At 43.4% G+C, this 24,895-nt stretch carries 18 protein-coding genes and 2 pseudogenes; 5 read left to right on the top strand and 15 right to left on the bottom strand.

The window, feature by feature from the left end; genetic code table 11:
* Window positions 1-36: 36 nt before the first annotated feature.
* From ACOJUR_RS06375 to ACOJUR_RS06330, 10 genes and pseudogenes are all read right to left on the bottom strand, one after another.
* Window positions 37-81 (bottom strand): annotated as a pseudogene (locus ACOJUR_RS06375) (hypothetical protein); the annotation flags it as partial.
* Between the two features lie 84 nt (window positions 82-165).
* Window positions 166-951, bottom strand: a complete 786-nt coding sequence (locus ACOJUR_RS06370) for an IclR family transcriptional regulator (RefSeq protein ID WP_420949549.1) — start codon at window positions 949-951, stop codon at window positions 166-168.
* 184 nt (window positions 952-1,135) lie between these two features.
* Window positions 1,136-2,272, bottom strand: a complete 1,137-nt coding sequence (locus ACOJUR_RS06365) for a nucleotidyltransferase family protein (protein WP_420949548.1) — start codon at window positions 2,270-2,272, stop codon at window positions 1,136-1,138.
* The gene (locus tag ACOJUR_RS06360) at window positions 2,169-5,057 is read right to left on the bottom strand and encodes a 1,4-alpha-glucan branching protein domain-containing protein (RefSeq protein ID WP_420949547.1); all 2,889 of its coding nucleotides are present in this window, start codon (window positions 5,055-5,057) and stop codon (window positions 2,169-2,171) included. Before ACOJUR_RS06360 ends, ACOJUR_RS06365 begins: the two co-directional genes overlap by 104 nt.
* Window positions 5,050-5,604 carry a DUF4912 domain-containing protein gene (locus tag ACOJUR_RS06355; RefSeq protein ID WP_420949546.1) on the bottom strand — a complete coding sequence of 185 codons (555 nt, stop codon included), beginning with the start codon at window positions 5,602-5,604 and terminating at the stop codon, window positions 5,050-5,052. Before ACOJUR_RS06355 ends, ACOJUR_RS06360 begins: the two co-directional genes overlap by 8 nt.
* Window positions 5,605-5,964: 360 nt before the next feature.
* Window positions 5,965-9,012, bottom strand: coding sequence for a glucodextranase DOMON-like domain-containing protein (locus tag ACOJUR_RS06350; RefSeq protein WP_420949545.1), 3,048 nt, complete (start codon window positions 9,010-9,012; stop codon window positions 5,965-5,967).
* 226 nt (window positions 9,013-9,238) lie between these two features.
* Complete coding sequence (locus ACOJUR_RS06345; RefSeq protein ID WP_420949544.1) at window positions 9,239-10,630, bottom strand: APC family permease; 1,392 nt, start codon at window positions 10,628-10,630, stop codon at window positions 9,239-9,241.
* A gap of 115 nt (window positions 10,631-10,745) precedes the next feature.
* Window positions 10,746-11,708 (bottom strand): NAD(P)H-dependent flavin oxidoreductase, encoded by a 963-nt coding sequence (locus ACOJUR_RS06340; protein WP_370541529.1) that lies wholly within the window; start codon window positions 11,706-11,708, stop codon window positions 10,746-10,748.
* Window positions 11,709-11,843: 135 nt separating this feature from the next.
* Window positions 11,844-12,476, bottom strand: coding sequence for a trimeric intracellular cation channel family protein (locus ACOJUR_RS06335; RefSeq protein WP_306953231.1), 633 nt, complete (start codon window positions 12,474-12,476; stop codon window positions 11,844-11,846).
* Window positions 12,477-12,614: 138 nt separating this feature from the next.
* Window positions 12,615-14,051: an NAD-dependent succinate-semialdehyde dehydrogenase gene (locus ACOJUR_RS06330; protein WP_072873424.1), complete on the bottom strand. Its 1,437-nt coding sequence runs from the start codon at window positions 14,049-14,051 to the stop codon at window positions 12,615-12,617.
* Between the two features lie 391 nt (window positions 14,052-14,442).
* Here ACOJUR_RS06330 and ACOJUR_RS06325 point away from each other — a divergent pair, with 391 nt between their 5' ends.
* The 5 genes from ACOJUR_RS06325 to ACOJUR_RS06305 all read left to right on the top strand — a co-directional run bounded on the left by ACOJUR_RS06325 (window position 14,443) and on the right by ACOJUR_RS06305 (window position 19,660).
* Window positions 14,443-15,807, top strand: coding sequence for an APC family permease (locus ACOJUR_RS06325; protein WP_072873425.1), 1,365 nt, complete (start codon window positions 14,443-14,445; stop codon window positions 15,805-15,807).
* Window positions 15,808-16,079: 272 nt separating this feature from the next.
* On the top strand, window positions 16,080-16,790 hold the full coding sequence (locus tag ACOJUR_RS06320; protein WP_072873426.1) for a FadR/GntR family transcriptional regulator: 711 nt from the start codon (window positions 16,080-16,082) through the stop codon (window positions 16,788-16,790).
* Window positions 16,787-17,536 carry a (Fe-S)-binding protein gene (locus ACOJUR_RS06315; protein ID WP_420949543.1) on the top strand — a complete coding sequence of 250 codons (750 nt, stop codon included), beginning with the start codon at window positions 16,787-16,789 and terminating at the stop codon, window positions 17,534-17,536. The genes ACOJUR_RS06320 and ACOJUR_RS06315 overlap by 4 nt, the downstream gene beginning before the upstream one ends.
* On the top strand, window positions 17,533-18,954 hold the full coding sequence (locus tag ACOJUR_RS06310; RefSeq protein ID WP_420949542.1) for a LutB/LldF family L-lactate oxidation iron-sulfur protein: 1,422 nt from the start codon (window positions 17,533-17,535) through the stop codon (window positions 18,952-18,954). Before ACOJUR_RS06315 ends, ACOJUR_RS06310 begins: the two co-directional genes overlap by 4 nt.
* 40 nt (window positions 18,955-18,994) lie before the next feature.
* The gene (locus ACOJUR_RS06305) at window positions 18,995-19,660 is read left to right on the top strand and encodes a LutC/YkgG family protein (protein ID WP_420949541.1); all 666 of its coding nucleotides are present in this window, start codon (window positions 18,995-18,997) and stop codon (window positions 19,658-19,660) included.
* 30 nt (window positions 19,661-19,690) lie between these two features.
* Here the strand turns inward: ACOJUR_RS06305 and ACOJUR_RS06300 are convergent, their stop codons facing one another.
* The 5 genes and pseudogenes from ACOJUR_RS06300 to shc form a co-directional block, all read right to left on the bottom strand.
* The gene (locus tag ACOJUR_RS06300; protein ID WP_420950515.1) at window positions 19,691-19,957 is read right to left on the bottom strand and encodes a DeoR/GlpR family DNA-binding transcription regulator; all 267 of its coding nucleotides are present in this window, start codon (window positions 19,955-19,957) and stop codon (window positions 19,691-19,693) included.
* Window positions 19,947-21,317 carry a hydroxysqualene dehydroxylase HpnE gene (hpnE, locus tag ACOJUR_RS06295; RefSeq protein ID WP_420949540.1) on the bottom strand — a complete coding sequence of 457 codons (1,371 nt, stop codon included), beginning with the start codon at window positions 21,315-21,317 and terminating at the stop codon, window positions 19,947-19,949. Before hpnE ends, ACOJUR_RS06300 begins: the two co-directional genes overlap by 11 nt.
* Window positions 21,296-22,153 carry a phytoene/squalene synthase family protein gene (locus ACOJUR_RS06290; protein WP_420949539.1) on the bottom strand — a complete coding sequence of 286 codons (858 nt, stop codon included), beginning with the start codon at window positions 22,151-22,153 and terminating at the stop codon, window positions 21,296-21,298. Before ACOJUR_RS06290 ends, hpnE begins: the two co-directional genes overlap by 22 nt.
* Window positions 22,150-23,022, bottom strand: a complete 873-nt coding sequence (gene hpnC, locus ACOJUR_RS06285; protein ID WP_072873438.1) for a squalene synthase HpnC — start codon at window positions 23,020-23,022, stop codon at window positions 22,150-22,152. Before hpnC ends, ACOJUR_RS06290 begins: the two co-directional genes overlap by 4 nt.
* Window positions 23,023-23,034: 12 nt before the next feature.
* A pseudogene (shc, locus tag ACOJUR_RS06280) lies at window positions 23,035-24,887 on the bottom strand (squalene--hopene cyclase).
* Between the last annotated feature and the right edge of the window lie 8 nt (window positions 24,888-24,895).

The following is a 24,895-nucleotide window of genomic DNA, read 5'->3' as shown; positions in this document are numbered from 1 at the left end:
CTGATGTGCAAGAAATCCCGTGACAATTCCAGCAATTGTCACTACCAGAAGCGGATTAAGCCGAATGAAGAATCCCACCATGACAACGGCTACTCCAATCAATACCATCCTATTTCCCCCTCGCAAGTTGTCAGAAAACACCATACATCCTACTGAGGCAACGCTTTACCCATTTAAACGTTCTAGCTGGCTCTCTCTTTCTGGATAGCCAAGTAAGCACGAACATTCTTTGGCAGCTTGACGTACACTCATCGTTAGATTAGGTAAGCGTTCGTCAGAAAAATGACTTGTCAGTCCTGCTATACTTAATCCAGCTACCACTTCTCCCAAATGATTAAAAATTGGGGCAGCAACCGCTGAGGTATCATCTACCAGTTCAGCGTGGCTGATGGTATAGCCGACTCGTCGGGATTCTATAATGGTCATTTGCAAGTCTTGAATTTTTGTGATAGTGCCACTAGCAAATGGGCGAAGTTCAACATGCCTCAAGTATTCTGCCACTTCTTCATCCGGTAAAAAGGATAATAGAACCCGTGGGCAAGCACCTGCGTAAAGTGGAACGCGATCGCCCGGACGTTGATGATAAATTCGGACTGGATGAACTGCTTCCACTTTCTCTATGTAGACACCCTCTAATCCTTCTCGAACAATTAAATTAACCGTCTCCCCTAACTGATGACTCAATTGACGCATAACTGGCAATACCAAATCGCGAATATTCAGTCTCTCCAAGACAAGCTGCCCATAGTGCACAAAAAGCAAGCCAAGTTCATAACGACTGTCTTTACGTCGGGATATCCATCCCATACTTTGCAACGAACTTACCATACGATAGACAGTTGTTTTTGGTTGTCCCAACATTTCTACGATTTCTGTCAGAGTAAGACTTTCGTACTGTTCAAAGAGTCGCAATACCTCCATGGATTTGATAAGCGTTTGATTTTGATGCAAGCCCCTCCCTCCAATCGTTCCGAAATAGGGAACACAAATTCCGGTATTCGGTTCTGATATCAGAAATATTAGAATTCATAAAAAAGATTGTCAAGTAGAGCTTGTCAATCCATCAAAAACGCCTGGACTCTACTGTCCAGGCATTTTTATCGAGTATGGATTCCTATGCATAGTTCTATCTGTGTTAAACTGAACTTGGTACTTGCCAGAACTCTTGCAATTGACTTGAATCTGCAGATAAGGAAGACTTTGACCAACCTGCCCGTTTCCCTGTACTCGTTATTCCTCGACTACCTTCACTCGCGCAAATTGTGCCGCCCAACAGTATGACACCTGGTTCAATTTTTGTCCCATCTCCGAGCATAGAACCGGAGATAACGGACGAATCACCAATTTCTACTTTATTCCATACGATGCTATTTGCAATTTGAACACTCTTTCCAATCATTGTGTTATGTCCGATCACGGTATATGGTCCAATTTGCCCTTTTGACTGAATGATCGTACCATCACCAATAAATGCTGGACCATTCAACTTGACATCAGTATGCAATTGAACATTCTGACCCATCCAAACACCGTTTCCCAAATATTCTCCACCTACTCGAAGTGAAGTTTTGCCGCTTAACATGTCAATCTGAGTTTGTCTGTATTGATGAAGGCTACCAACATCTGACCAATATCCGTCTAAAGAATATCCATAAAAAGGTACATTTTCTGCAACGAGACGAGGAAATAATTCTTTTCCAAAGTCGTAAGAAACATTGTTCGGTATCCAATTCAGAATTTCTTTTTCAAACACATAAATTCCAGTATTTACGGTATTGGTGAATATTTCGTTTGATTTTGGTTTTTCAAGAAAACGCAAAATTTTCCCATCGCTTTGTGTTAAAACAACACCGAAATCACAAGGTGATTCGACTTGCGTCAAAATTATAGTTGCCAGTGCCCTCTTATTCTCATGAAAAGCCATAGCTTCGCTTAGATTGAAGTCTGTCAAAGCATCCCCGCTGATAACAAGAAATCGTTCGTCGAGAAATTCTTTGGCATTCAGCACGCCACCAGCTGTTCCCATAGGTTTATGCTCTTCAAAATAGTGCAGGCGTACGCCGTACTTCGAACCGTCCCCCAAATAATCCCGAATTACACTTGACAGATATTGAATTGTTATAGCAATCTCAGTAATTCCATGCTCTTTCAACAACTGAAGTGTATATTCAATACAGGGACGTCCCAATAATTGCACCATTGGTTTGGGAAATCGCGCCGTCAACGGACGTAATCTCGTTCCTTTGCCACCAGCCATGATTACTGCTTTCATCAGCAACCCAACCTTTCCACTCACGCAATACTTCGCAATATATATCTGAGGTGCTCTTCGCAATTTGATCCCAGTTAAACTTTTGTATTTGAAGACTAGCGTTCATACTCAGTTGCTCCGCTAATTCTGGATTGGACCAAAGGAAAGCGATTTGATCGTGCAGTGAATCTACATTATCAGGGAATACTGTTAATCCATTTATCTCGTGTTGGACAACATCGCGCAGTCCTCCTACTGAGGCTGCAATCACTGGTGTACCCGCTGCCATAGCTTCTAACGCTACAATGCCAAATGGCTCATAGAGACTTGGGAAAACAGCAACTTTTGATTTTGCGTACATTTGATTGCGTTCTTCGTCTGAGATAAATCCAAGAAAAGACACTCGATTGATAATTTTAAGTTGAATGCCCAGTTGTTCTAATTCTTCGCGCATTGGTCCCTGTCCAGCTATGACCAAGCGCATCTTAGGAAATTGAACAAACAATCGTGAAGCTGCGTGAAGCAACAAGTGCACACCTTTCTCACGCACCAGTCTTCCTACAAAAAACACAACGTCTTCCCTTTCACAAAACTTCTTTCGATGCATATCCCATTGAATCAATGATGGATCGATTCCATTAGGAAGAACTTGCACCCTATTTTCTTCCAGGCCAAAAAGCGACCTGACCTCTGAACGCATTGCATCGCTACATACAATGACTTTCTCTGCTTCATTGACAAGCCGCAGTTCAAGTTGATGGATATGTCGCTGGACATCATTGTGAATTCCCTGGTTGCGCCCGTGTTCAGTGGCATGTATCGTGACAATGAGTGGCAGATTGTAAAGTGATTTGATTGCTGAGGCAGTTCGACAAACCAGCCAGTCATGAGCATGAACGAGATCAAACGACAAACCTTTTTGAACAAGGTGAGAGACCGTATCAAGCATCGCTAGATTAAGTTGGAAAACCCAGTGTAAAAATGAACCTCCATCCGGTTTTTGCACTCGTACACGGTGAACATAAACATCGTCTACTTTTTCCTCATTGGGACAAGAGTCAACTTCTGTAGTTACCACGTGAACTTCCCAACCTGTTTGAACCAAGTGACGCGTTAAATCGTAAACGTGTCTGGATAGTCCACCAATAGTCAATGGTGGAAACTCCCACGACAAGACTAATACTCTGAGTCGTTTGACTTCCAACTTCTCTTTTGCCAAAAATTTGTTTTTAGACTGAAAATGACGATAGTCTATATTGGGAAAAATGGCATCCAACTTTTCCAATGGAAGTACCTCGTCAGATGAGAAAGTGCCTGAGGCAAGCATGTCACAAAGTTGGTGAAATCGTGATACATGCTGCTTTGTGCGGCGAACCGCGTAATCCACTACGGTTTTGTTGTCCATAATGAATGCCCAATCACTGCTTTGTGCCAGCATCAATTCCCGGGCAGCCTGCTGTAAGACGCGCCTCTCCTCTGCTGTAGGTTGCCAAAACCGATTGGCCATCTGTACCATTCTTTCCTCAGCAAAATGGAGTGCGGGATAAATCCAATCATTTTCCCCACGTAACCAAACATCTGCGTATCCCCCACGACCCCAAGAAGACATGGACAATCGACATTCTTGAAAGTCATCATAAAAATCTAGATATTGTGAGGGTGTAACAGTTTCCAACACATCTTGATCAAAATGTATCTTACGAAGCAAAAAATCGATCCATTGCGGCCCTTCATACCACCAATGGCCAAACAACTCTGCATCAAACGGGGCAACAATCATTGGCTTTCGTCCCATATGGTATAACGCGTTCTCAACCTGTTTTTGTCGATTCATTATAAAATCCTTGGCATGTAGGGCTGCCTTTTCTCTTGCCCAATCGAGACGATAAGGCGCTTTTTCTGCTCCATTTCCGGTTATGCGATAATACTTAAAACCCGTATCGACACGAATACCTTCAGGATGAATGTAAGGTTTCACAGTTTCTAAATCGAGATCGAACCCTATATCCCGATAGAATTCTCGATAATCGAAATCTCCTGGATACCCGTCTATAGAACTCCAAACTTGCTGAGATGAGGAACGGTCACGGGCAAAAACCGCTACACCGCTCGGTGTTAAAACCGGAGAGAGCGTTCCCAAGACCGGAACCGGCTCTGCATTTATTAGTCCGTGTGTATCAGTGATAAAATATCGGATACCCAAATCACTCAAGATATTCTCTAACTTTTCAAAATAACCACATTCGGGTAGCCAAATACCCGGCGGTTTACAGCCGAAATAATGCTCATAGACCTCAATTCCCGTTACTACCTGTGCTCTTACCGCTTCTTCTGTCGCTAGCAGAGGTAAAAAAGCATGTGTTGCGGCCGAAGTAATCAGTTCAAGATATCCACCATTTTGCAGCGATCGAAACACAGAAATTAAATCTTTTTTGCATTTGTGATAAAACTGGTAGATATCGTAAAGTTTTTGACGATAATGCAAGGCGAGTGGATAAAAATCTGTGTCGCCCTGTGTGCGTTTTACTTCTTTTTCGGCCAACTCCATCATATTTAGCAAATATTGGTTATAACGATTCTGTAAAAGCGAATCATCCAACATAGTTAGAAGGGTAGGCGAGAGCGAAAAGGTAATTCGATAAGAAACCCTTTCAGAAGCTAATTTCAGAAGCACTTGTAACAGCGGGATATAGGTTTCGGAAATGGCTTCAAATAACCATCGCTCTTCTAAATAAGTCTCACTTTCAGGATGACGAACAAATGGCAAGTGAGCATGCAATACAAGGGCCACATATCCTTTACTCATGTATGCACCCCCGGCTTGCGAAATTGACAGTATATCCATCAAATTCCCCAAAATACGGAAAGGAATATGGGCCAACATCTGTAACAGCATTCTCTTGAACTGTTCTCTCTTGCCTTATCGGTCGCCGGAAACAGACTGAGGGTTTGTCGCTTACTGAAGCAACACGTGGTGTGGTAACAGAATTCGATTGAAGTATAGAAAAAAATTCTCCTTCCTTAGTCGCAGTACATAACTGTATCAAGTAAGAACGATTCGCAAGGACAGGATGGATATACCAGTTTTCTGAGTCGGGTTGAACGGCAATCACTTGAGTAGAATGCGGAACATTTTTTTCAAAAAGCATATCGGTGACATCGTGAAGTAGTAAGTAAAAAGGAAGCTGATCCCATCGGGATTCGAAATGTTCTGAGATAATTTGTTTACGCAGTGAACTAACTTCCCAATAAACAAATAATGTCGAAGCATCTTTACACATCAAGCGAATACGATCGACGTTCCAAAATCGCCTCCATTGTTCTTCTTTACATCCTCTTTGATCCTTAAGCACTCGTTTCACTCCTACATCAACTATGAATTGGTCACGGGATTATATATGCAGATGCATGTTTATTTACTCTCGTTTAGAGGTGCATAGCAGATATTTTTTAATGGATGAGGCTGATCTATCTCCCGACCGTTTGGTCAAAAACCTTGTAAGAAAAGCATTTTTAGACATTATGTCATGAATGCGTTTTCATATTATTGGGTGTTCAAGCATAAACTTCATTATGAATATTTTTCAGATATTATGAATAATTATTCTATTAACACAAAAAAATATTCAGATGTAATTAAGAGATAAAGAGGGCAGCCCTCTGGTTATCCTTGTTGCCGAAGGCTGCTTGCTTCTTTTCAAGATTTCCTGGTTTCATCCAATACGCAACATAGGCAAGGCAGAAAAGGTTGACCCAGAGAAGGAATTCGTCGGTACGAGCCAATCAACAAATTGAGGACCCCAAACCTCATCTTTCCCACCGCCAAAATGCCAATCTCCTGGCACTTTGCGCACAGGTCGAATCCTTCCATATTCTTCACCGGCTATGAAAACCATGAAGCCCCATCCCTTATTGGGAACTCCACCTAGTTTTTCTAATGGAATGGCTATATGAATTGTGCGACTTGTATCTTCTACCCAAATATCAACCTTGCAAGAATATGACCAATCGCAATTGTAAAGACCACTATCCGCATGCCAATTCCCAGTGACGCGGATCATTTTTTCCCAACCGCATTCTGGCGCAAAACATACTTGCAAATCCTTCGTCCATATTTGTCCTGAGCCGTTCTGACCGTCCATATCGATGTAGATATCTATAACTTGTTTACTGATTCCACTTGGACCCAACCAAGGATTATCAAGATGCCCAAGTTCTACATCGAAATACGCTCTTTGCTTATCTGCCCCAACAGCCACACTGAGTAATTGAAAATCACCGGAGTGAAATACTGGCTGAGTAGGATAAAGAATAGGTACTTCTAAGCGAGAGTCAGGATTGGTCCATGTATAGTAATGCGTAGGTCGATACCAGGCAGTCATACGTTGACTTGCTAACGAGTAAGACCGATTGCAAGCCATAATGTCCATTTGGTGTTGCCCCATCATACGCACAGGGACATGAAAACTAAAGTTTCCCTCCGTATCTGCTACTGTTGAAAATCGTTCATCATGATGTAATACAACAACCGTAACACCTGCCTCAGTTCTACCTTGAATCAAAAATATACTTTCCGTTTCACTATCTATTATGGAGATGGGGTGCAGACTGAGTGGAATCTGAGAGGCTGGATATTGACGGTCAATATAACGTTTTTTAACAGCCTCAGGCATCTCTACTACCCGTTCCTCTTCTATACAAACTGCAAGTCGAAGATATTGCGCCATAGCCCAAATCAGTGGTGTAGCTGAACCTGTGCCAGCATTTCTTCGTAATCCGCGTAATGGCAATTCATCCTGATCCCAAATTTGTTCTGGTATCAGATTACCTTCATTCGCAGAGTTCTCCATAACTCGCAGTAATTTCATTGGGGTGTAGAAATTTGGAGGTGAATGACGTCGTTGAGACGACAGCCATGCTATTTCATACTCGCCACGTTCTCCGCAAAGAAGTGGCCATGGCCTGCCTTTGCCAGCTCCATCATAAGGGCGGCCATCTTCATATTCTCCGTAACCATCCCCATTATAGCGTCGCCATAATGGACCAGAAGGCGAATGATAGATAAGTTTTTGGTCGATCACGTTGAGCGATTGAACGATAGAAAGATCGTCGGCAGGGCGAATCCCTAATCTCACCAATTCAAGAAAACCAGCATCTACTACAGCCGTTTTTTCATGCCATCCACCACCATTTTTCAATTCAATCCAATGACCATCATCTGGATTTGGTGAATCACTGATGCGAATATAATAGGGATGATTGGCCAACGTTCCCTTTCGGGAAAGTGTCCATGATTCTATATGATTCTCCCACTCATCTGCTTTTTTCAGACAGATAATCGCTAACTCTTTATCATCAGCTTGATAGGCCATTTCTGCTGCAACCACCAAAGCAGCAATCAGCGTAGCTAAAGTAGAAGGCGAATATCCACTATTTTCTTCCCAACGTTCTTGTTCTGTTATCGGTCCATGTTTTAGTAGATATTCGACAGCCGGTTTCACAAGCGATTCGTAACGATGCATCGCTTGCAGTTGATAGGCTAGAAGAATGGGGAAAGCTGTTTCATCTAACTGTTGACCAGTCCAGTAAGGACTCCCGTCCAACCAGGCATTCTGTGGAAAAGAACCGTCTTGCCTTTGCAAAACTTCATCCAAATAAGCCAGAACTCGTTGAGCTGTTGGATAATCACCAATTAAAACCAGTGCAGACGCCACTTCACACAAATCACGCGGCCAAATCAGATGATAGCCTCCTATGGGTCGATCTGCCGGTAAATGTGTACCCCACGGAATGCTTAATGAAGCGACAATAGCACCCGGTTGCTGCTTATCTTCATGCGCCCGTATGACCATGGCAGCCGCATAATACTGTTGACGATGAGCGACGATTGGCGGTCGTAAATTCTTAACGTATGCACGCCAGCCTTGTTCGTATTGGTTCTTCAAGTCCGAAAAGGAATATGACAACGATTCGTCTAACATTTGTTTGGCAATATCCATTTGCTGAGCAAAACTAAGAGCAAGTGTAAGACTAGAAAAAGAACCGTCCCCATCCCATTGAATCATACCAAGATGTACAACATTACCACCTATCAAACCGCATTGAGATGGAAACTCAAATAATCTCCGCGAAGAAGCAAAAGTATCCCATGCTCTACCATCCATGACTGTCACACGTTGAAAAGAGGGTGTCGCACCAATGGTAAGGGAAAAGTTACAGTCCCAAGCTGCAAGAATAGACCCACACTTTGCTAACTGTACAGTAGCAACATCATCCAGACTATTCCCGCCTAAAATAGGTTTGGCGCAAACCCAGAGCTGATAGTCCCGAACTGTTCCTACTAAAGCCTCAAATTGAATGTGCACCAACACAGTATCTCGACCGGGATCGGCAATCCATTCTTTCCTTATCTTATACTTTCCGTTTTTTGCCGTGTTGATTTGCTCATAAAGAAGTGCGTCTTCTTTCACGAGACGTGTTTCATGATACATATCTTCAAGTTCTCGATCGATAAATGAGGAACCGTCCGTTACCCATAGTTCAAGCTGCTGTAACTGTGGATGGGCTACATCTGGATAATATACTTCAGTTAAAACTCCATCCGTTAATGTAAACCATACATGAGATGGACATTGACCGTCTTCGGGCTGGTGAATAGCCGTTCCAATTCCGTTTTTGGCCGCTGAAGTCCAATTGAACGCTGTTCTCTGAACATTTCGGTCGTTGAATATAAAAGAATTTGACAGTCCTTCACTGCACATGCCGCCATCACCCCTCATCATCATTCACATCAAACCCGTTCTTTTGGAGTGGCGATTTCCTTTCATCTTTTGCGTTTAGTCATCCATATTCAACTCCGCTCTATTCTGCGAAGTCTGGCTTGTACCATTTATCATTCCATTCTCCCCTGCTTGATGGCTTCAAATAAAAAAAGAGCGAATCTATCGCTCTTCAACAGACTTTAATAAAACTTAGCGCCACAATGAATTAGACTGTAAATTTCCCAGCTTTAGCAATTTGGTCTGGCGATTGACGCACAATAAAAATCCAGCCAAGGATGAGCCAAACGAGAGTGACGATTGGAGCCAAGATGACAGGATAAACCATTGGTACGAGCGTGAAATAAATACCAAATAAAACGAGTATGCTCGCCAAGCTAGGGATAATGCCGTGCCAAATCAAACGAAATTCACGTAATCGCAGATAATACATTGTAACCGCCAAATTTGCTAGTAAATGCCCTACATAGAGTGCTACACTCGAAATCGTAACCATTACTAAAAATCCGTTGAAAGGACCAAAAATAGCCGCAAAAACAATTGTGACGAGTGTGGCAACCAACATCATCCAATGAACTGCAACATATGGAGAGCGATTTCTTTGATGAATTCGTGAAAACGAAGACGGAAAAATCACTCCATCACGAGCATAAGCATACAGCATCCGTACGGCAGAATTTGCTGGTGCCAAAGCTCCCGCAAGAAAACTGTTAATCACAAAAAGAGCCAGGATAACAGCCCAAATAATTCCAAAATGATCCATAACTAATTCCACGCCCGGTACGGAAGCATTGGCAAACGAAGTCATCTTATCAGGACCCCAAGAAACCGTTTGTGCATAAGCAAGAAGTACAAAAAGTACCCCTACAAACGCAAAACTTGTCAGTACCGCGCGAGTAATGGTACGCTGCGGTGATTGAGTTTCTTCTCCAAGAGCGACGGCACCACTCGAACCCGACATGGAAAAAAGGGCAAGAATCATACCAATACCCACACCACTCCAACCATTTTTAGCTAGATGTGGCGTGATAAAGACCGTTCCTGTGTTATGTGAGCCTGCTACAATTATCAATCCTATGCCAATCACGAGCAAATAGATAATTTCCAATGTGCCGGTGGATAAACTGTACTTGAGTGAAGGTTTAATACCGGCCCATGCAAAATAATAAGTAAAACCGATAAAACCTAGTGTGATAAGATAGCCAATCCATTGTGGCATAACTATATGAAAGAGAAGCTGAATCAGCCCCGGGATAAAAACAGCACCAGCAAACAGCGATCCATTCGTCACAACTGTAAAATAAGAAAGTATGAAGAGCCAACCTGTCAAAATACCGTAGCGTGGCCCTACTCCATGACTGGCGTAGGCATAAAATCCACCTGCACTAGCCAATTTCCTAGAAAATTGTACAGTTGTGTTAATAGAAAAAGCAGCTGCTATAAATCCAATAATGTAAGTCAGGGGTAAGGCTCCTTGTGCATATACGGCTGCACCTGTCATTGTAGCAGCCATAGCTCCAGCCGGAGAAACGAGCGAGATAGATTGGTAGGCTAATTGCCAAAAACCAACTGCACTTCTATCTAATTCATGTTTTTCCATTCTACTCCTCCCCTTAATCCACTGGCATGAAAGATTTTGAAATGACTACACCTCCTCTTTTTGGATATATATGCTGAAGAAAAAAACTAAGGACAAAATTCATATACCCTTTATCCTAGACAGGAAAATTCATTTTCTCGATCCGTTTCAAAGCGAAACCAGCGGTGGATAACATCTCTTCAAACAATTCTGCAACTGTGGGCACGTTATGAATTAACCCCATAGATTGTCCTGCCCATGCATATCCCTCATTCAATCGACCTTCAATAATGGCTTTACGATTTCTTTCCCCTGAAATCAGCGGATAAATATCTTCTTGTGTAGTTCCCTTTCTTTCTTCTTCCAATATTTTTTCTACCCATAATGAAGGCAGTACACGTCCAGGCATATTCAATGAACGTTTGATAATCACAGTATCTTCCTCGCCACCCTGCACAATAGCTTCCTTGTACGCATGATGAGCTATGCATTCTTGGGTGGCAATAAATCGAGTTCCCATTTCAATACCGTCCGCTCCAAGCGCAAGTGCAGCCAGAAAACCACGTCCGTCAGCAATACCACCGCTAGCGATAACTGGAATACGAACTGATTCTACTACACGAGGAATAAGCACAAAGGTTCCCGTGTCAACACGGCCAATGTGTCCTCCTCCTTCTTGCCCAACCGCCATCACAGCATCTGCACCAAGTGCTTCTGCTTTTTGAGCTTGACGAACTGAGCTAACCAAAACCAATCTTTTAATGGACGTATCTGCCAATCTTTTTAATATGGGTTCTGGATTTCCTGCTGTAAGAGAAACTGCAGCTACTTGTTCCTCAATCACAACCTCAACCATGGCATCGATTGACTTGTGCTGACTAATGGCAAGATTTACGCCAAAAGGTCGTTCCGTGGCAGACTTCGTTTTGCGTATTTCTCTCCTCAAATCTTCTGCGGAAGACAAGGAGGTTGCGGTAATCTGTCCCAGACCTCCAGCCTTCGAAACTGCAACAGCCAATTCGGAATAGGCTAAATTGGCAAGCCCTCCTTGAATAATGGGAATTTGAATGCCAAGCAATTCTGTCACTCGCGTTTTCAACCGTCTCATCCTTTTTGAATAGAATTGGTTCTAAAGTTATCAATTGATTTCCAAGCTATCATTAACATAGATTAAGAAAAAATGTTATTCCATCTCAGCAAAGAGTCATTCTGCAATGAAACTCTGAACCACTTTTTACTCTATTCCACTCTCAACCTGGTCTTGAGGATTGGACAACCACTTCTGAGGCAAGTGCCAGCCAAAACGCAGCGAAACAATGCGCAAAACAGCTACTATAACAAATAATACATATTGTAAGGCAGCATTCGGTACAAGTCCCAAGCCTACACAAGCTCCGGCTGCCAAAGCCCACAAAGCATAAATTTCCGATTGAAATACCAGTGGTTTGCGACGGGCAAGGACATCTCGCAAGATTCCTCCACCAATTCCTGTCATGACTGCTGCAATCAATGTTGTCGTCAAAGTGCTGTGTGCGTCATGCGCATAGATTGCTCCTTCTATAGCAAAAGCAGATAGACCCAAAGCGTCAAAAAAGCCGCCCATCCTTTTCCAGTGGCGTAACCAGTGATAAGGCAGAAAAAAAATCAACAAAATAGTCAGAGTAGCCGTAAGAAACAGTCCTGGTTGATGCCATATATTCGCTACAGGCAAACCTATAATAAGATTTCGTATCATGCCACCGCCAAAGGCGGTCACAAAACCGAGTACAAACACACCCAGTAGATCAAATTGTTCTTCTATTGCTACTACTGAACCACTGATCGCAAATGAGATAGTACCTATGATATTCAAAACTTCCCAGACGATATAAATCCCCCCACAATAAAAGAGAAGCAGCACTTTTCATGCCGCCTCAACTATCATTTGATTCAGCCGCCTGTTCGCAACAACTTCTTCATCCATTGGTGAACATCCCTATCGAATTTTAACTCTTCAATCGATCCATCATAAACCGACTGACAAATATTTGATGTCTAAATATTCTTCAATTCCATATTTACTTCCTTCTCTTCCAAGTCCTGATTCCTTGACACCACCAAACGGAGCTTGCGCAGTAGACGGCATGCCGTCATTTGCTCCCATAATCCCATATTCCAATTGCTCAGCCATTCTAAACAGGCGGCCAACATCACGAGTAAAGAAGTAAGCTGCCAGTCCATAGCGACTATCATTGGCACGAGCTATAACCTCTTCTTCGGTCGCAAAAGAAGTAATCGCGGCTACAGGTCCAAAGGTTTCCTCCTGCATAATGAGCATATCTTCTTTTACCTCTGATAAAACCGTTGGAGGATAAAAATACCCAGTAGTATTTTCTAAAGGCTTCCCACCAAGCCATAAACGTGCACCTTTCTGAACAGCGTTTTGAACATGCCGTTCCACTTTCTCCACTGCAGCAGGTTCGATGAGCGGCCCCACAGATATTCCTTCCTGCAAGCCATTGCCCACTTTCATCTGACTCATTTTCTCTACCATTTTTTTGACAAACTGCTCAAGAATGTCCTGATGAACGTAAAATCGATTTGCTGAAACACATGTTTCTCCCATACCGCGCATTTTACAAAGTACCGCGTTTTCCACTGCAGCGTCGAGATCGGCATCGGGAAAAACAATGAACGGCGCATGTCCACCTAATTCAAGTGAAATCCGTTTCATGGTATCGGCTGCTTGGCGCATTAAAATTTTCCCGACTTCTGTTGACCCTGTGAATGAAATTTTTCGTACTCGAAAATCACTCATGATGGCTTCACCTAGCTGAGAAGCGTCGCTGCCAACAACTACAGAAAGTACCCCTTTGGGTAATCCGGCTTCCTCAAAAATGCTAGCCATTTCTAGAGCAGTCAATGGGGTCAGTTCGGAAGGTTTCACAATCATCGTACAACCAGCAGCAAGCGCAGGTCCAAGTTTCCGTGTAATCATAGCAGCAGGAAAATTCCATGGTGTAATGGCGGCAGAAATACCGACAGGACGTTTGATTACCAAAATCCGTTTGCTAGCCGAACTGGACGGAACGAGATCGCCATAAATTCTTTTTGCTTCTTCAGAAAACCATTCTAAAAATGATGCGGCATAAGCAATTTCTCCGCGCGCTTCAGCCAGCGGCTTACCTTCCTCACTGGTTAAAATTTTAGCCAACTTGTCTATCCGCTGCCGCATCAAATGAGCCGCCTCCAGAAGGATTTTGGAGCGTTCAGAAGCCACAGTATTTCCCCATTCAGGCTGCACTTTCTCGGCAGCGTTGACAGCTAATGCAATATCTTCAGCAACCGCATCTGGAACTTGTGCAATCACTTCCTCTGTTGCAGGGTCGATTACGTTCATCCAACGCTTCGAAACAGATTCTTTCCACTCGCCACCAATAAATAATGAATAGGTAGATTTCATGAGTTAGCACCTCGCCTTGTAAAAAAATAGAAAGTTGATTTTATGTTTTTCCTGGGCTCAAATGAAAGAATACATTGATGATGTTATATAGTGCTTATGTCTCTCATTCCATGATAACGCAATTATCGGGCTTGTAAAAATTGAGCAGTTTGATGTGCATTGAAAGATTCCCATTCTTTCTAAGCTTCAGCATTCGATATAATAAAAATTCAAATATTTGCATAATTATATTAAAATAAAAAAATTCAAACAGCTGAAGTACGGAGATACAGACAAAAATCCTATGTTTTTATTAGATTTTTAAAGCCTTAATACGTGATAGTGCTTTCATATCCATTGATTTTGATTTCATATATATGCATAATTATTCAATCGGAAAGGAGTGAAAACATTGTCCAAACCATCATCTAAAACATTGTATCAAGGACTGGGAATTGTCTTAGCAACAGCATTAGTGACGGGCAACATGATGGGTTCAGGGATTTTTATGTTACCAGCGACACTGGCACAAAAATCCAGCCCTGGTGCTATTCTTTTGGCTTGGATATTGACAGGAGCAGGTTCTCTATTGCTTGCTTTGTCTTTTGCAAAATTAGGCACTCGGTATCCACGCAGCGGCGGTCCATACGAGTTTTCTCGACAGGCTTTTGGTGGATTTACAGGCTTTCTTAATGCCTGGCTTTATTGGAATGGATCCTGGATTGGCAATGTTGCAGTCATTTTGGCCATTGCCAGTTATACAAGCAGTTTCTGGCCAGCTTTACAAACGTCTCATTGGTTAGGTTTTCTATTCACAAGTTCTATACTATGGATTTTCACTATCATTAATTTGCTTGGTGTACGTCTAGCCGGCAAAGTACAGACGGTGATTACCATTTTCGAGGTCCTATTGTTCCTAGGTTTTATTGCCGTTGCATCAATTCATTTCAACGCTAACAATCTTTTACCTTTGTTCCCTGTTCACAAAGGACTCAGTACCACATCTAACGCGGCATCCTATACTTTATGGGCATTTATAGGTTTAGAGAGCGCTACTGTTGCAGCAGGTGAAATTCGCAATCCGAAAAAGAATGTAGCTCGAAGCACAATCGCTGGCATTGCCATTGCAACTTTACTTTATATGGCTATTAATCTATTTGCTATGGGTGCTATGAATGAAACACAATTAGCCAATAGTAGCGCTCCCATTGCAGATATTATGGAAAAATTTCTTGGTCATACAGTGGGTGAAATCATTACATTTGGGGCTATCATCAGTGTACTCGGGACCACTGTAGGATGGCTGCTTTCCACAGCAAGAGTAGCCTATGCTGCTGGCGAAGATGGTGTTTTTCCAAAGATTTTTGCCAAAGTGCACCCTACTTTCCATACACCTTATATGGCCCTCATCATTGGTTCTCTGCTGGCCAACTTGCTATTATTGATGAATTATACCAAAAGTCTCAGCTCAGCTTTTAATTTTGTAACCTTACTAGCCACACTTTCATATTTGCCTGTTTACGCCTTTACAGCAGCATCTGAAATTATGCTGGCACAGAGAACACAACAGAAAATAAAAATAGGAGGTTTCATACTGCGTTTTGCTGCACCTCTATTAGCCTTCATTTATACGATTTGGGCTATTTACGGATCGGGAGCACAAACTGTCATGTATGGTTTTCTGCTTATGCTCTCAGGAGTACCTTTTTATCTATATATGAATCGCAAACAAGCTTCCTTTAACCAAGAAAATACAAATCCTCTAGCTGATTTGTAAACTTTCATCCATCTGATTCATGTTTAATCCCCCCATTCCACTTTCCACATGGATTGGGGGTTTTTTGTTGTCCTGTCGGCTTTCTTCTCCTAACACTTATCTATGATAAAAGAGGTGGATTGACAAAAATCGATTTGACAACCCGTCTGTACATCCTTGTATTGCATTCTTACTTTTACAATGTTATCCTTCAGTCATCAGATGACTAAATGACCGGATTTGTAGTTCGCCTTTTACCTGACTGAATCCATTCATGAAAGGAGTTCTTCGCCTTGACACTCACTCCTGTTCAACAATCGAAAGCTTATGATTTGGTGACCGAACAGATAAAAAACGCTATTCTGGATGGAACCTTTCCTCCAGGTAGCCGTTTGCCTTCTTTAAAAACTCTTGCCCAATCACTTGGTGTTGGTCAAGCAGCCGTTCGGGAAGCCATCAGTGCTCTGCGTGCCATTCGATTGGTAGAAGTTCGCCAAGGAGATGGAACTTTTGTAGCTACGCTTGATACAAATGAGATTTCTAGAAGTGTTGAGCAGTTAGAAGAAAGTACGGCAAAAGATATTCAATCCTTGCTTGAACTTCGCATTTGGATTGAAACGGGCGCCGCCCATTACGCTGCTTTACGTCGAACTCGTCAACACTTGCTGGAAATGGAGCGCATCTTAGAGCAGATGGAGCAAGATGCTGGTCATGCAGAATTAGGAGAAACTTCAGACTGGGAGTTTCATTATGCAGTTAGTAAGGCTTCGCATAATCCCTACATGCAATCTCTAATGGAAACTATTGCAGAACGAGTTCAGTCAGCGCTATTGAAAAGCCGTCTAGCACTGTATCGAATTCCCGGCGAAGAACGGCGACTGATTGAGCAGCATCAAGCTATTTTCGAAGCGATTCAAGACGGCGATGGAGAGAAGGCAATGTTTGCCATGCAGCAACATCTTTTGCACGTGTCCATTCAACTGTCAGGAGGCGAAGTAGTTTGAAGGTCAGCTTATTCATTACTTGTATGGTTGACAGTATTTTTCCACAAGTAGGCGTATCTATGACGAAAATGCTTCAATCCCTAGGTTGTGAGGTTCTTTTTCCTTCTTCGCAAACCTGTTGTGGTCAACCCGCCTTTAACAGTGGATATAGTAAAGAAGCACGCAGTGTTGCCATCAACATGATAAACGCGTTCCAAGAATCTGATGTCATCGTCAGTCCGTCAGGTTCGTGCGTAGGTATGATAAGACACTTTTATCCAGAGTTATTTTCCGATTCTCCAGAATGGCATGAAAAAGCGTTATCTCTTGCGAATCGAACCTACGAATTCTCACAATTTCTCATTCAGATATTGAAAGTGGAAACATTAGGCGCTCGCTTCCCTTACACTGTAACCTACCACCCTTCTTGCCACGGATCACGCCTGCTTGGCATCGAAGACGAACCTATCCGTCTTTTAAAACAGGTCGAGGAACTGCAATTGATAGAATTGCCTTACGCTCAAGATTGCTGCGGATTTGGCGGAACGTTTGCCGTCAAAATGAGCGAAATTTCAGGTGCTATGGTAGAGGAAAAAACATCACATGTATTAGAAAGCGGAGCATCTGTTCTGGTGGGAACAGATATGGGTTGTCTTATGAATATTGGCGGTCGACTAAGCCGCAAGGGAGCGAATGTGCGAGTTATGCATTTAGCCGAATTGTTATATGAAGGTAGGCAACTTGCCAAGGGAGTGGACGCACAGTGAAACATGCAAACTCTACTTCTCATCTGTCAGTGAAGGAACGAGCCAAAAACGCCGTGCAGGACGAATTTTTACGCAATGCTGTTCGATTTACGACTGATAGATTGCGTAACAGAAAGCAGGCTGTCACTGAGTCTTTTGGGCAATGGGAGGTATGGCGAGAACGCGGAGAGCAAATTCGTGCCCATACGATTGCCAATTTAGATGCTTACCTGGCTCAATTTATTGAACGTTTAGAAGCTGTCGGAGTACATGTCCATTTTGCAGTTGACAGCAGTGAAGCAACAGATGCAGTTCTTAGCATTATTCAATCCAAAAAAGCCCGCAAAGTTGTCAAATCCAAATCCATGGTTTCGGAAGAAATTCATATCAATCAACACCTTGAGGCCAATGGTATTACTGTAGTGGAAACTGATCTTGGTGAATATATCATTCAACTAGCAAAAGAAACACCTTCGCATATCATTATTCCTTCTATACACAAAAGCCGTGAACAAATTCGAGATTTATTTGAAAATGCTGGAGCAACTCAGTTGACTACAGAAACACGCGATTTGACAGCATTTGCTCGTCGCACACTGCGCTCCGAATTTCTCTCAGCCGAGATCGGCATTACTGGATGCAATTTTGGTATTGCCGAAACAGGTTCAGTTGTACTTTTTACTAACGAAGGCAATGCCGATATGGTCATGAATTTACCACCCACACATATTGTGCTCATGGGAATGGAGCGAATTTTGCCCACTCTAGCCGACTTAGAAGTCATGGCTCATCTGTTACCGAAAAGCGCTACAGGCCAAAATGTGATTACATACATGTCCATGTTGACAGGACCTAAACGTTCGGCCGATCGCGATGGTGCGACAGAGATGCACGTAGTCATCTTGGATAATGGCCGATCTCGTCAACTTGGAGACGAACAATTTCAGGCTGTCCTTCACTGTATCCGCTGTGGAGCCTGCTTAAATGTCTGCCCCGTATATCGACATATGGGTGGTCATGCCTACGGTTCTGTCTATCCCGGACCAATTGGAGCGGTGCTTTCACCCCTTCTGGAAAAAGGAGTACAATACAGCGATTTACCCTATGCATCAAGCCTTTGTGGTGCTTGTTTTGAAGCATGTCCTGTACGAATTCCATTGCATGATATGTTGGTTCAACACCGTCAAAAACTTGTTGCCTCAGGTCACGGAAACCCCTCAGAACGTATGGCGTTTAAGGGATACGAAAATATATTTGCAAAACCTGGAAGATATCGACTCTCTATTAAAATGGCTCGGAAGTTTCTCTCACCACTTGCGAAAGAAGGAAAAATCCGTTCCTCTTTTGGCCCTTTAGCAGGCTGGACAAAAAGTCGTGACTTCCCTATGCTTCCCAAACAATCTTTTCGTGAAATATGGCCCTCTCTGAAAAGAGAATAGGATTCTAACGATCTCAATAAATTACGAAAGGAAGGTAAGCTTGGACAAAAATCATTTTCTTGAGAATATAGCCCAACGACTGGGCCGCTCGCTCGGACAACCGCCGCATATTCGCAAAGAAATGGCGGGAGTCCCAGAATTTTGGGCAGAGCGTTCCTTAACGCCTAGAGAATGTTTAGAGAAATGGATAGAAAATTTCACATCGCAAGGCGGCGAAGCTAAACGATTCGATTCCAAACAAGATTTAACCGAAAGTTTAGATTGTCTACTTACAGAACTATCTGTACAAAGTGTGGGAGCCTGGGGAAAAACGGCAGCTTGGCCTATTGATATCGAAAATATATTAGATAAATGGAAAGCCTTGCGTTGGGATGAGACTTGGCCCGAAAAATTTTCTCATGTTCAGGTTGGCATTACGGGATGTTCCTGGGCAATTGCTGATACTGGGACTTTGGTCATGAAAAGCGGGAAAGCAGAAGGTCGTGGCACTCATCTGATGCCCCAAGTGCATATTGTTATACTCCGTAGTCGACAAATTTGTTTGCGTCTTGGAGAAGTATTCTCAGCATTGCAACAGGAAGCCATGCTACCTGCCGCTGTGCATTTTATCAGTGGACCAAGCCGTTCTTCGGATATTGAAAACGATTTAAGTATTGGTGTACATGGACCAGCAAGAGTTATTGCATTTATTTTACAAGAAGATTAAAAAGCTGCCCTTCTATACAGGCAGCCCTGACTAGACTTGAAATACTTCAACACCAAACTTGCGAATGTCTTCTATCTGTTCTTCAGGAACTTGTAAATCTGTAATCAGTACATCTACTTCATCAAGACTAGCAATACTTGTGAAATCGCGCACTTGAATTTTACTGTGATCGGCAAGAATATAAACACGCTCGGCAATTTCAATCATTTTGCGCTTAACCAATGCTTGCAAAGCAGCGGCAGCCAAATGCCAAGCTAATGTACATCTGGAAATAAATTTTCCAATTTTAACTTCCATTTTCTTCAAAAAAAGATTGAGAAACTGCTCGTGCAGCAGATTCACCACTTCGGACGGCACCCTCAAGGCAAGCTGGCCAACCTGTGTCTGTCCAATCACCGGCGAGCCATAAACCTTTCACAGGTGTCTGACTTGAGCGACGAAACGCTCCTGTTCCAACAGACTGCAAAAAGGTTGCCTGGGGCTGCCAAACAACTTTTGCCGAGATTAAAGTGGCGTCTCTTGCCTCAGGCACTGCTGAACAAAGCTCATGTATGACCATTTCTATTAAATTGTCAGCAGTTACTTGTCGTAAATGGTCAGCTGCACTAATGGATACTCCAATGAGTTTTCCATCTTCTTCTGCTATTCCTAACAACCGTCCTCGATTAAATAGAAATTGGCAGACGCCTTCAGCAAAAGCTATCACATCTCCCTTGATAATGGGACGATTAAAATGTAAATAAACGTTAACGATTGGACTCCAGGATAGTTGGTGAAGTTCATGAAAATATGAAATTGAACGTATATTTTCTGGTAATACACGCAACAATGCGTCAGGTGGTAGAGCAGCAATGATATCATCAGCCTGTTGATGGCTGCCATCCTTAAATTTGACACCCTCAACTATGTCATTCCGTACAATGAGTGATTGAACCGGGCAGTTTAAACGAATAGTCACATCTCGTTTACGTAAAGCACAGACTGCCTGTCTGCCAATATCGCCAAGTGGTACCTGAAAAAAACCGAGCCTTGCAGCCTTCCATCCATTAATAATGCCAGTTTGAAAAGCGCGTATCGCCTGCCGAGCACTCGCATGCTCTGCTCTAGTATTGAGAACCGACACACCAACCAGATCCCATAGCCGATGGATGGACCGTTCACTTTGACCGTGCATCCGTAACCATTCAAAAAATGAAATGTCTTCCATTTCGTTCGGATTTTCTTCTAGAGCACGTATCATATTGATCATTTGCAAACGTTCACGAAAGGAAAGATGGCGATAGTTGGTGAGGGTAGGCAGCAAATGAAATATACCAGGCAATGAAAGACTAGAAATGGTAGACCAGCGTCCCTGACAGTAAACAGGTACGCGCAACAAGGGTTGGAATCGAACGGCTTCTGGCATACCCATGGCCGCAAGGAATTCTAAGAAACGGTTACAACAACCTAGCAAGATGTGCTGTCCATTGTCAAGATGATGCAGACCATTTGAATCAATGAATGAAAATGCCCGCCCACCTGCGTAAGGCCTGCTGTCTACCAATGTAATGGAGACATCTTGGTCTACAGTTTCGCTGAGTTGCCAAGCAGCTGCCAACCCAGAAAAGCCTGCTCCAATAATGAGGATATGGCGGTTTATACCATTTTGGGTCGCCATAACGTTTCTCCTACCAACCATAATTTACGTGGCGTTGAAATGCGAATTCTACGCGCTAACACATTATAGCCATCTTCCTCAATTCGTTTCAGCAAATTAAAATAGACCATATACAAAACACGCATACAACGCAGGGAATCAGGTTCAACCATAGAGAAAAGAGGACGTACACGATGATAAAATTGGTATGCTCGCGAAACCTGAAAAGACATCAATTCAATAAACGTTGGTGTATGACGCAATGCTTTAAGATCTCCCATCGAGTACCCAAACCGTTCAAAGTCTTCCTGGGGAAGATAGATACGACCACGTTCCACATCTTCTTTCAGATCGCGTAGGATATTGGTAAGTTGCAATGCAATACCCATATCAACAGCCATTTCTGAAGCGTCTCCTTCACGAATTCCAAAAATTCCGATGCACATCTCGCCAATCGTTCCAGCCACTCGTTTGAGATATTCTTTTAATTCATCAAACGTTCTATATATTTGTGGTTGAATGTCCATTCGCATGCCTTCCAGCAATCCATAAAAAGGTGCGATAGGTAATTGAAATCGACGAATTGAATCTCCAAGCGCATAGACGATAGCATCTGTTTGCTGTTCATAATCGTCTGCAAGCGCGCGTTCCAATACCTCTTGAATACGATTTAACTGGCTCATCGCTTCTTCACCGCTAAATTCATCAACGGCATCGTCACACAATCGGCTCCAAGCATAAACAGCGTACATGGAACGACGTTTGACAACCGGTAGCAATTGAAGACCATAGTAAAAACTGGTGCCTGACTGGCGAGCAATGCTTTTGCATACAGAATAGGCTTCATCCAGCGTCAATGAGATTCACCTCCAATGTGCCGAGGACTAATGAACAGTTTCACAATAAGCATCGCCTTCGCCAGCGCACTGACAGTAGGTCTGGGAAAAGGGTTGCCACCTCTGCGACGCAAAGCTTCCAAGATGGCCTGTCCCCCGAGCCGATAAAGACGCAATTGCTTTCCAAGTCGAGTCGGAACCATATGTTCAAGTGGCTGCCCAGAACGAAAAAACTGTTCGGTTCTCTGTATTTCAAAATCCATCAAGCAAGAAATTTGACGATTAAAACGCCCCGCTTGTAAATCAGTCAGGTCAACGTCAAACTGCCGCAAATCTTCAAGCGGAATATACAGTCTGCCACGTGGAATATCAACACTGAGATCCTGAAGAAAATTAGCCAATTGAAGAGCTGTACAAATATCATCAGAAAGCTTCTGACGTCTGTCATCTCGATAACCAAAAAGTTGCAATACCAGACGTCCTACAGGATTAGCCGAACAAGCACAGTAAGCGGCCAGATCCGAAAAAGTTTCATAGCTGGAGATACTTTGATCCATGCGATTGGCTTCAATCAACGCCAGAAAATCACGCTTTTCAAGATGATAGGTTTGAATGCTTATCTGCAAAGCGCGAAAAATTGGATGGGTTGGCCTTCCATTGTAGCAAAGATCGAGCTGTTGCTCCCATTGATCCAGCGCCTCCAGCCTATTCCCCGTCCATTCATCACCGAGATCGTCCACACCTCTACAGTAAGCATAGAGAGCACAGAAATGGGGTCGCAAATCTTTAGGAATGAACCAGGAAATGACTGAAAAATTTTCGTAATGTTGTGCAGTCACATCTGCGCAATAAGCAAATTCCTTTTCCAATCCTGCTGTCAACGCCTGCATGGTGCACAACTCCTAACGCTTTTCTAACGCCTGCTTGTAACGGCCAAGTGCAATGAGCGGAAAAACATGCGCATACAGCCGGTAACCAATGAAAAAATCTTGTGGGAAACCGGTACCTGTGTATAATGTCTCATCCCATCCGCCATCCTCTGTGTATTTCGAAGATAAGCTACAGCCCGCGTTGCTGCTGGAGTATTAGCCCGCCCTCCTGCCACAAGCCCGATGAGCGCCCAAGCTGTCTGTGATGGCGTACTTTCGCCGCGTCCAATCCAGGCCGGATCTGCATAAGAGAGACAGGACTCTCCCCAACCGCCATCTTCATTCTGATGCGCTGTCAACCAATCCAGTGCCCTTTGTACCCATGGTTCTTTCATATTCACTCCAACAGACGCTAACGCGGGCAATACAGCACCTGTACCATAGATGTAATTGACACCCCAACGCCCAAACCAGGAACCATCTGTCTGTTGCGTCCGTTTTAAATAGTCTACGCCTCGTCGAACGACATGCCAAGCTTCATCGTAACCGAACATGCCGTAGCACTCCAGGACATGCGCAGTCACATCTTCTGAAGGCGGATCGGTTACAGCGCCAAAATCGCAAAACGGTATACGACAAGGCAAACTCGTTATATTATCAGCGTCAAACGCTGCCCAACCGCCATTTTTGCTTTGCATAGCAGTCATCCACTGAAAACCGGCCGTGAGGGACTTTTTGCGGCGTTCCTCATCCGGCAGACGAAGCTTACTCAGCGCCATCAAAATAACAGCCGTATCGTCCAAATCGGGATAGCAATCATTAATAAACTCGAAGGCCCAACCGCCTCCCTGCGCTTTGGGGCGTCGTATTTTCCAATCCCCATGCACGAAAATTTGTTGCTGAAGCAGCCAATTTCCAGCCTTTAGCAGAGATGGATGATTGCTAGGTAGTCCAGCAGATGTCAGCGCCAGTACGGACAATCCTGTATCCCAGGTTGGGGAAATACAGGCATGAAACCACCAGCGACCATCATCCGTTTCCACCCCAAAAGTCTCCAAAGCCTCCCAACCTTTGCGAAACGCTTCACTTTTCTCCATACCAACAACTTTTAAAGCCAGTAAAGAATAAAACCATGCTGGTTGAATTCCCGCCCAGTTTCCATCCCGTTCTTGATGACGGAGAATCCAGTCGATGGCTTTTTGTTCAGCCGCCTTTCGACCTATATGAAAAGGAAACTTTTGATAAAGGTGCAATAACTCATCGATTCCACGAAAAAATCTTTCCCATCCGTCCTCCCCTCTCAATGGAGGTGATGGTTGTTCCCTGACAAACAATTCATCAATAGAAAGCCCGTTCTCCAATGGAAAGACAGGGCGTCGTGACATGACAATCGAAAGCGGGACCATTGTGGAACGAGCCCAACTGGCAAAATCGTATATATTTAATGGTGCCCAACGCGGAAGAAACATCATTTCTACGGGCACAACAGGAATGGATTTCCAAGGATACAACCCAAGCAAAGCTAACCACATACGTGTAAAAACTCTTGTACACTCTACGCCACCGTGATTTTGAATAAAATTACGTGCCTTGGCAAGGGGTTCATGTTGCTCCTGCATACCCAACATTTTTAAAGCGAGATAAGCTTCCACTGTACAATTCAAATCCCCTGGTCCACCAGGAAATAACGTCCAAGCCCCTTCCTCTGTCTGACCAGCCAGGATATGACGAACCAGTTTTTGTTCCCGATCGCGATTGCACCGTCCCATACAGTGTAATAAAAATACATATTCAGCTTCCATCGTCACGTTGGTTTCAAGCCACGCCATCCAGTATCCTTCTGCATGTTGCAGATGGAGTAAATAACGAGTGGCGGCCTGTATCACTTCTTCGG

The organism is Alicyclobacillus tolerans, from assembly GCF_048984885.1.
In the GTDB taxonomy this organism is placed as follows: Bacteria; Bacillota; Bacilli; order Alicyclobacillales; family Alicyclobacillaceae; genus Alicyclobacillus_I; species Alicyclobacillus_I tolerans.
Note: the sequence above shows the minus strand (reverse complement) of the source record. Positions and strands in the feature narration are given on the sequence as shown.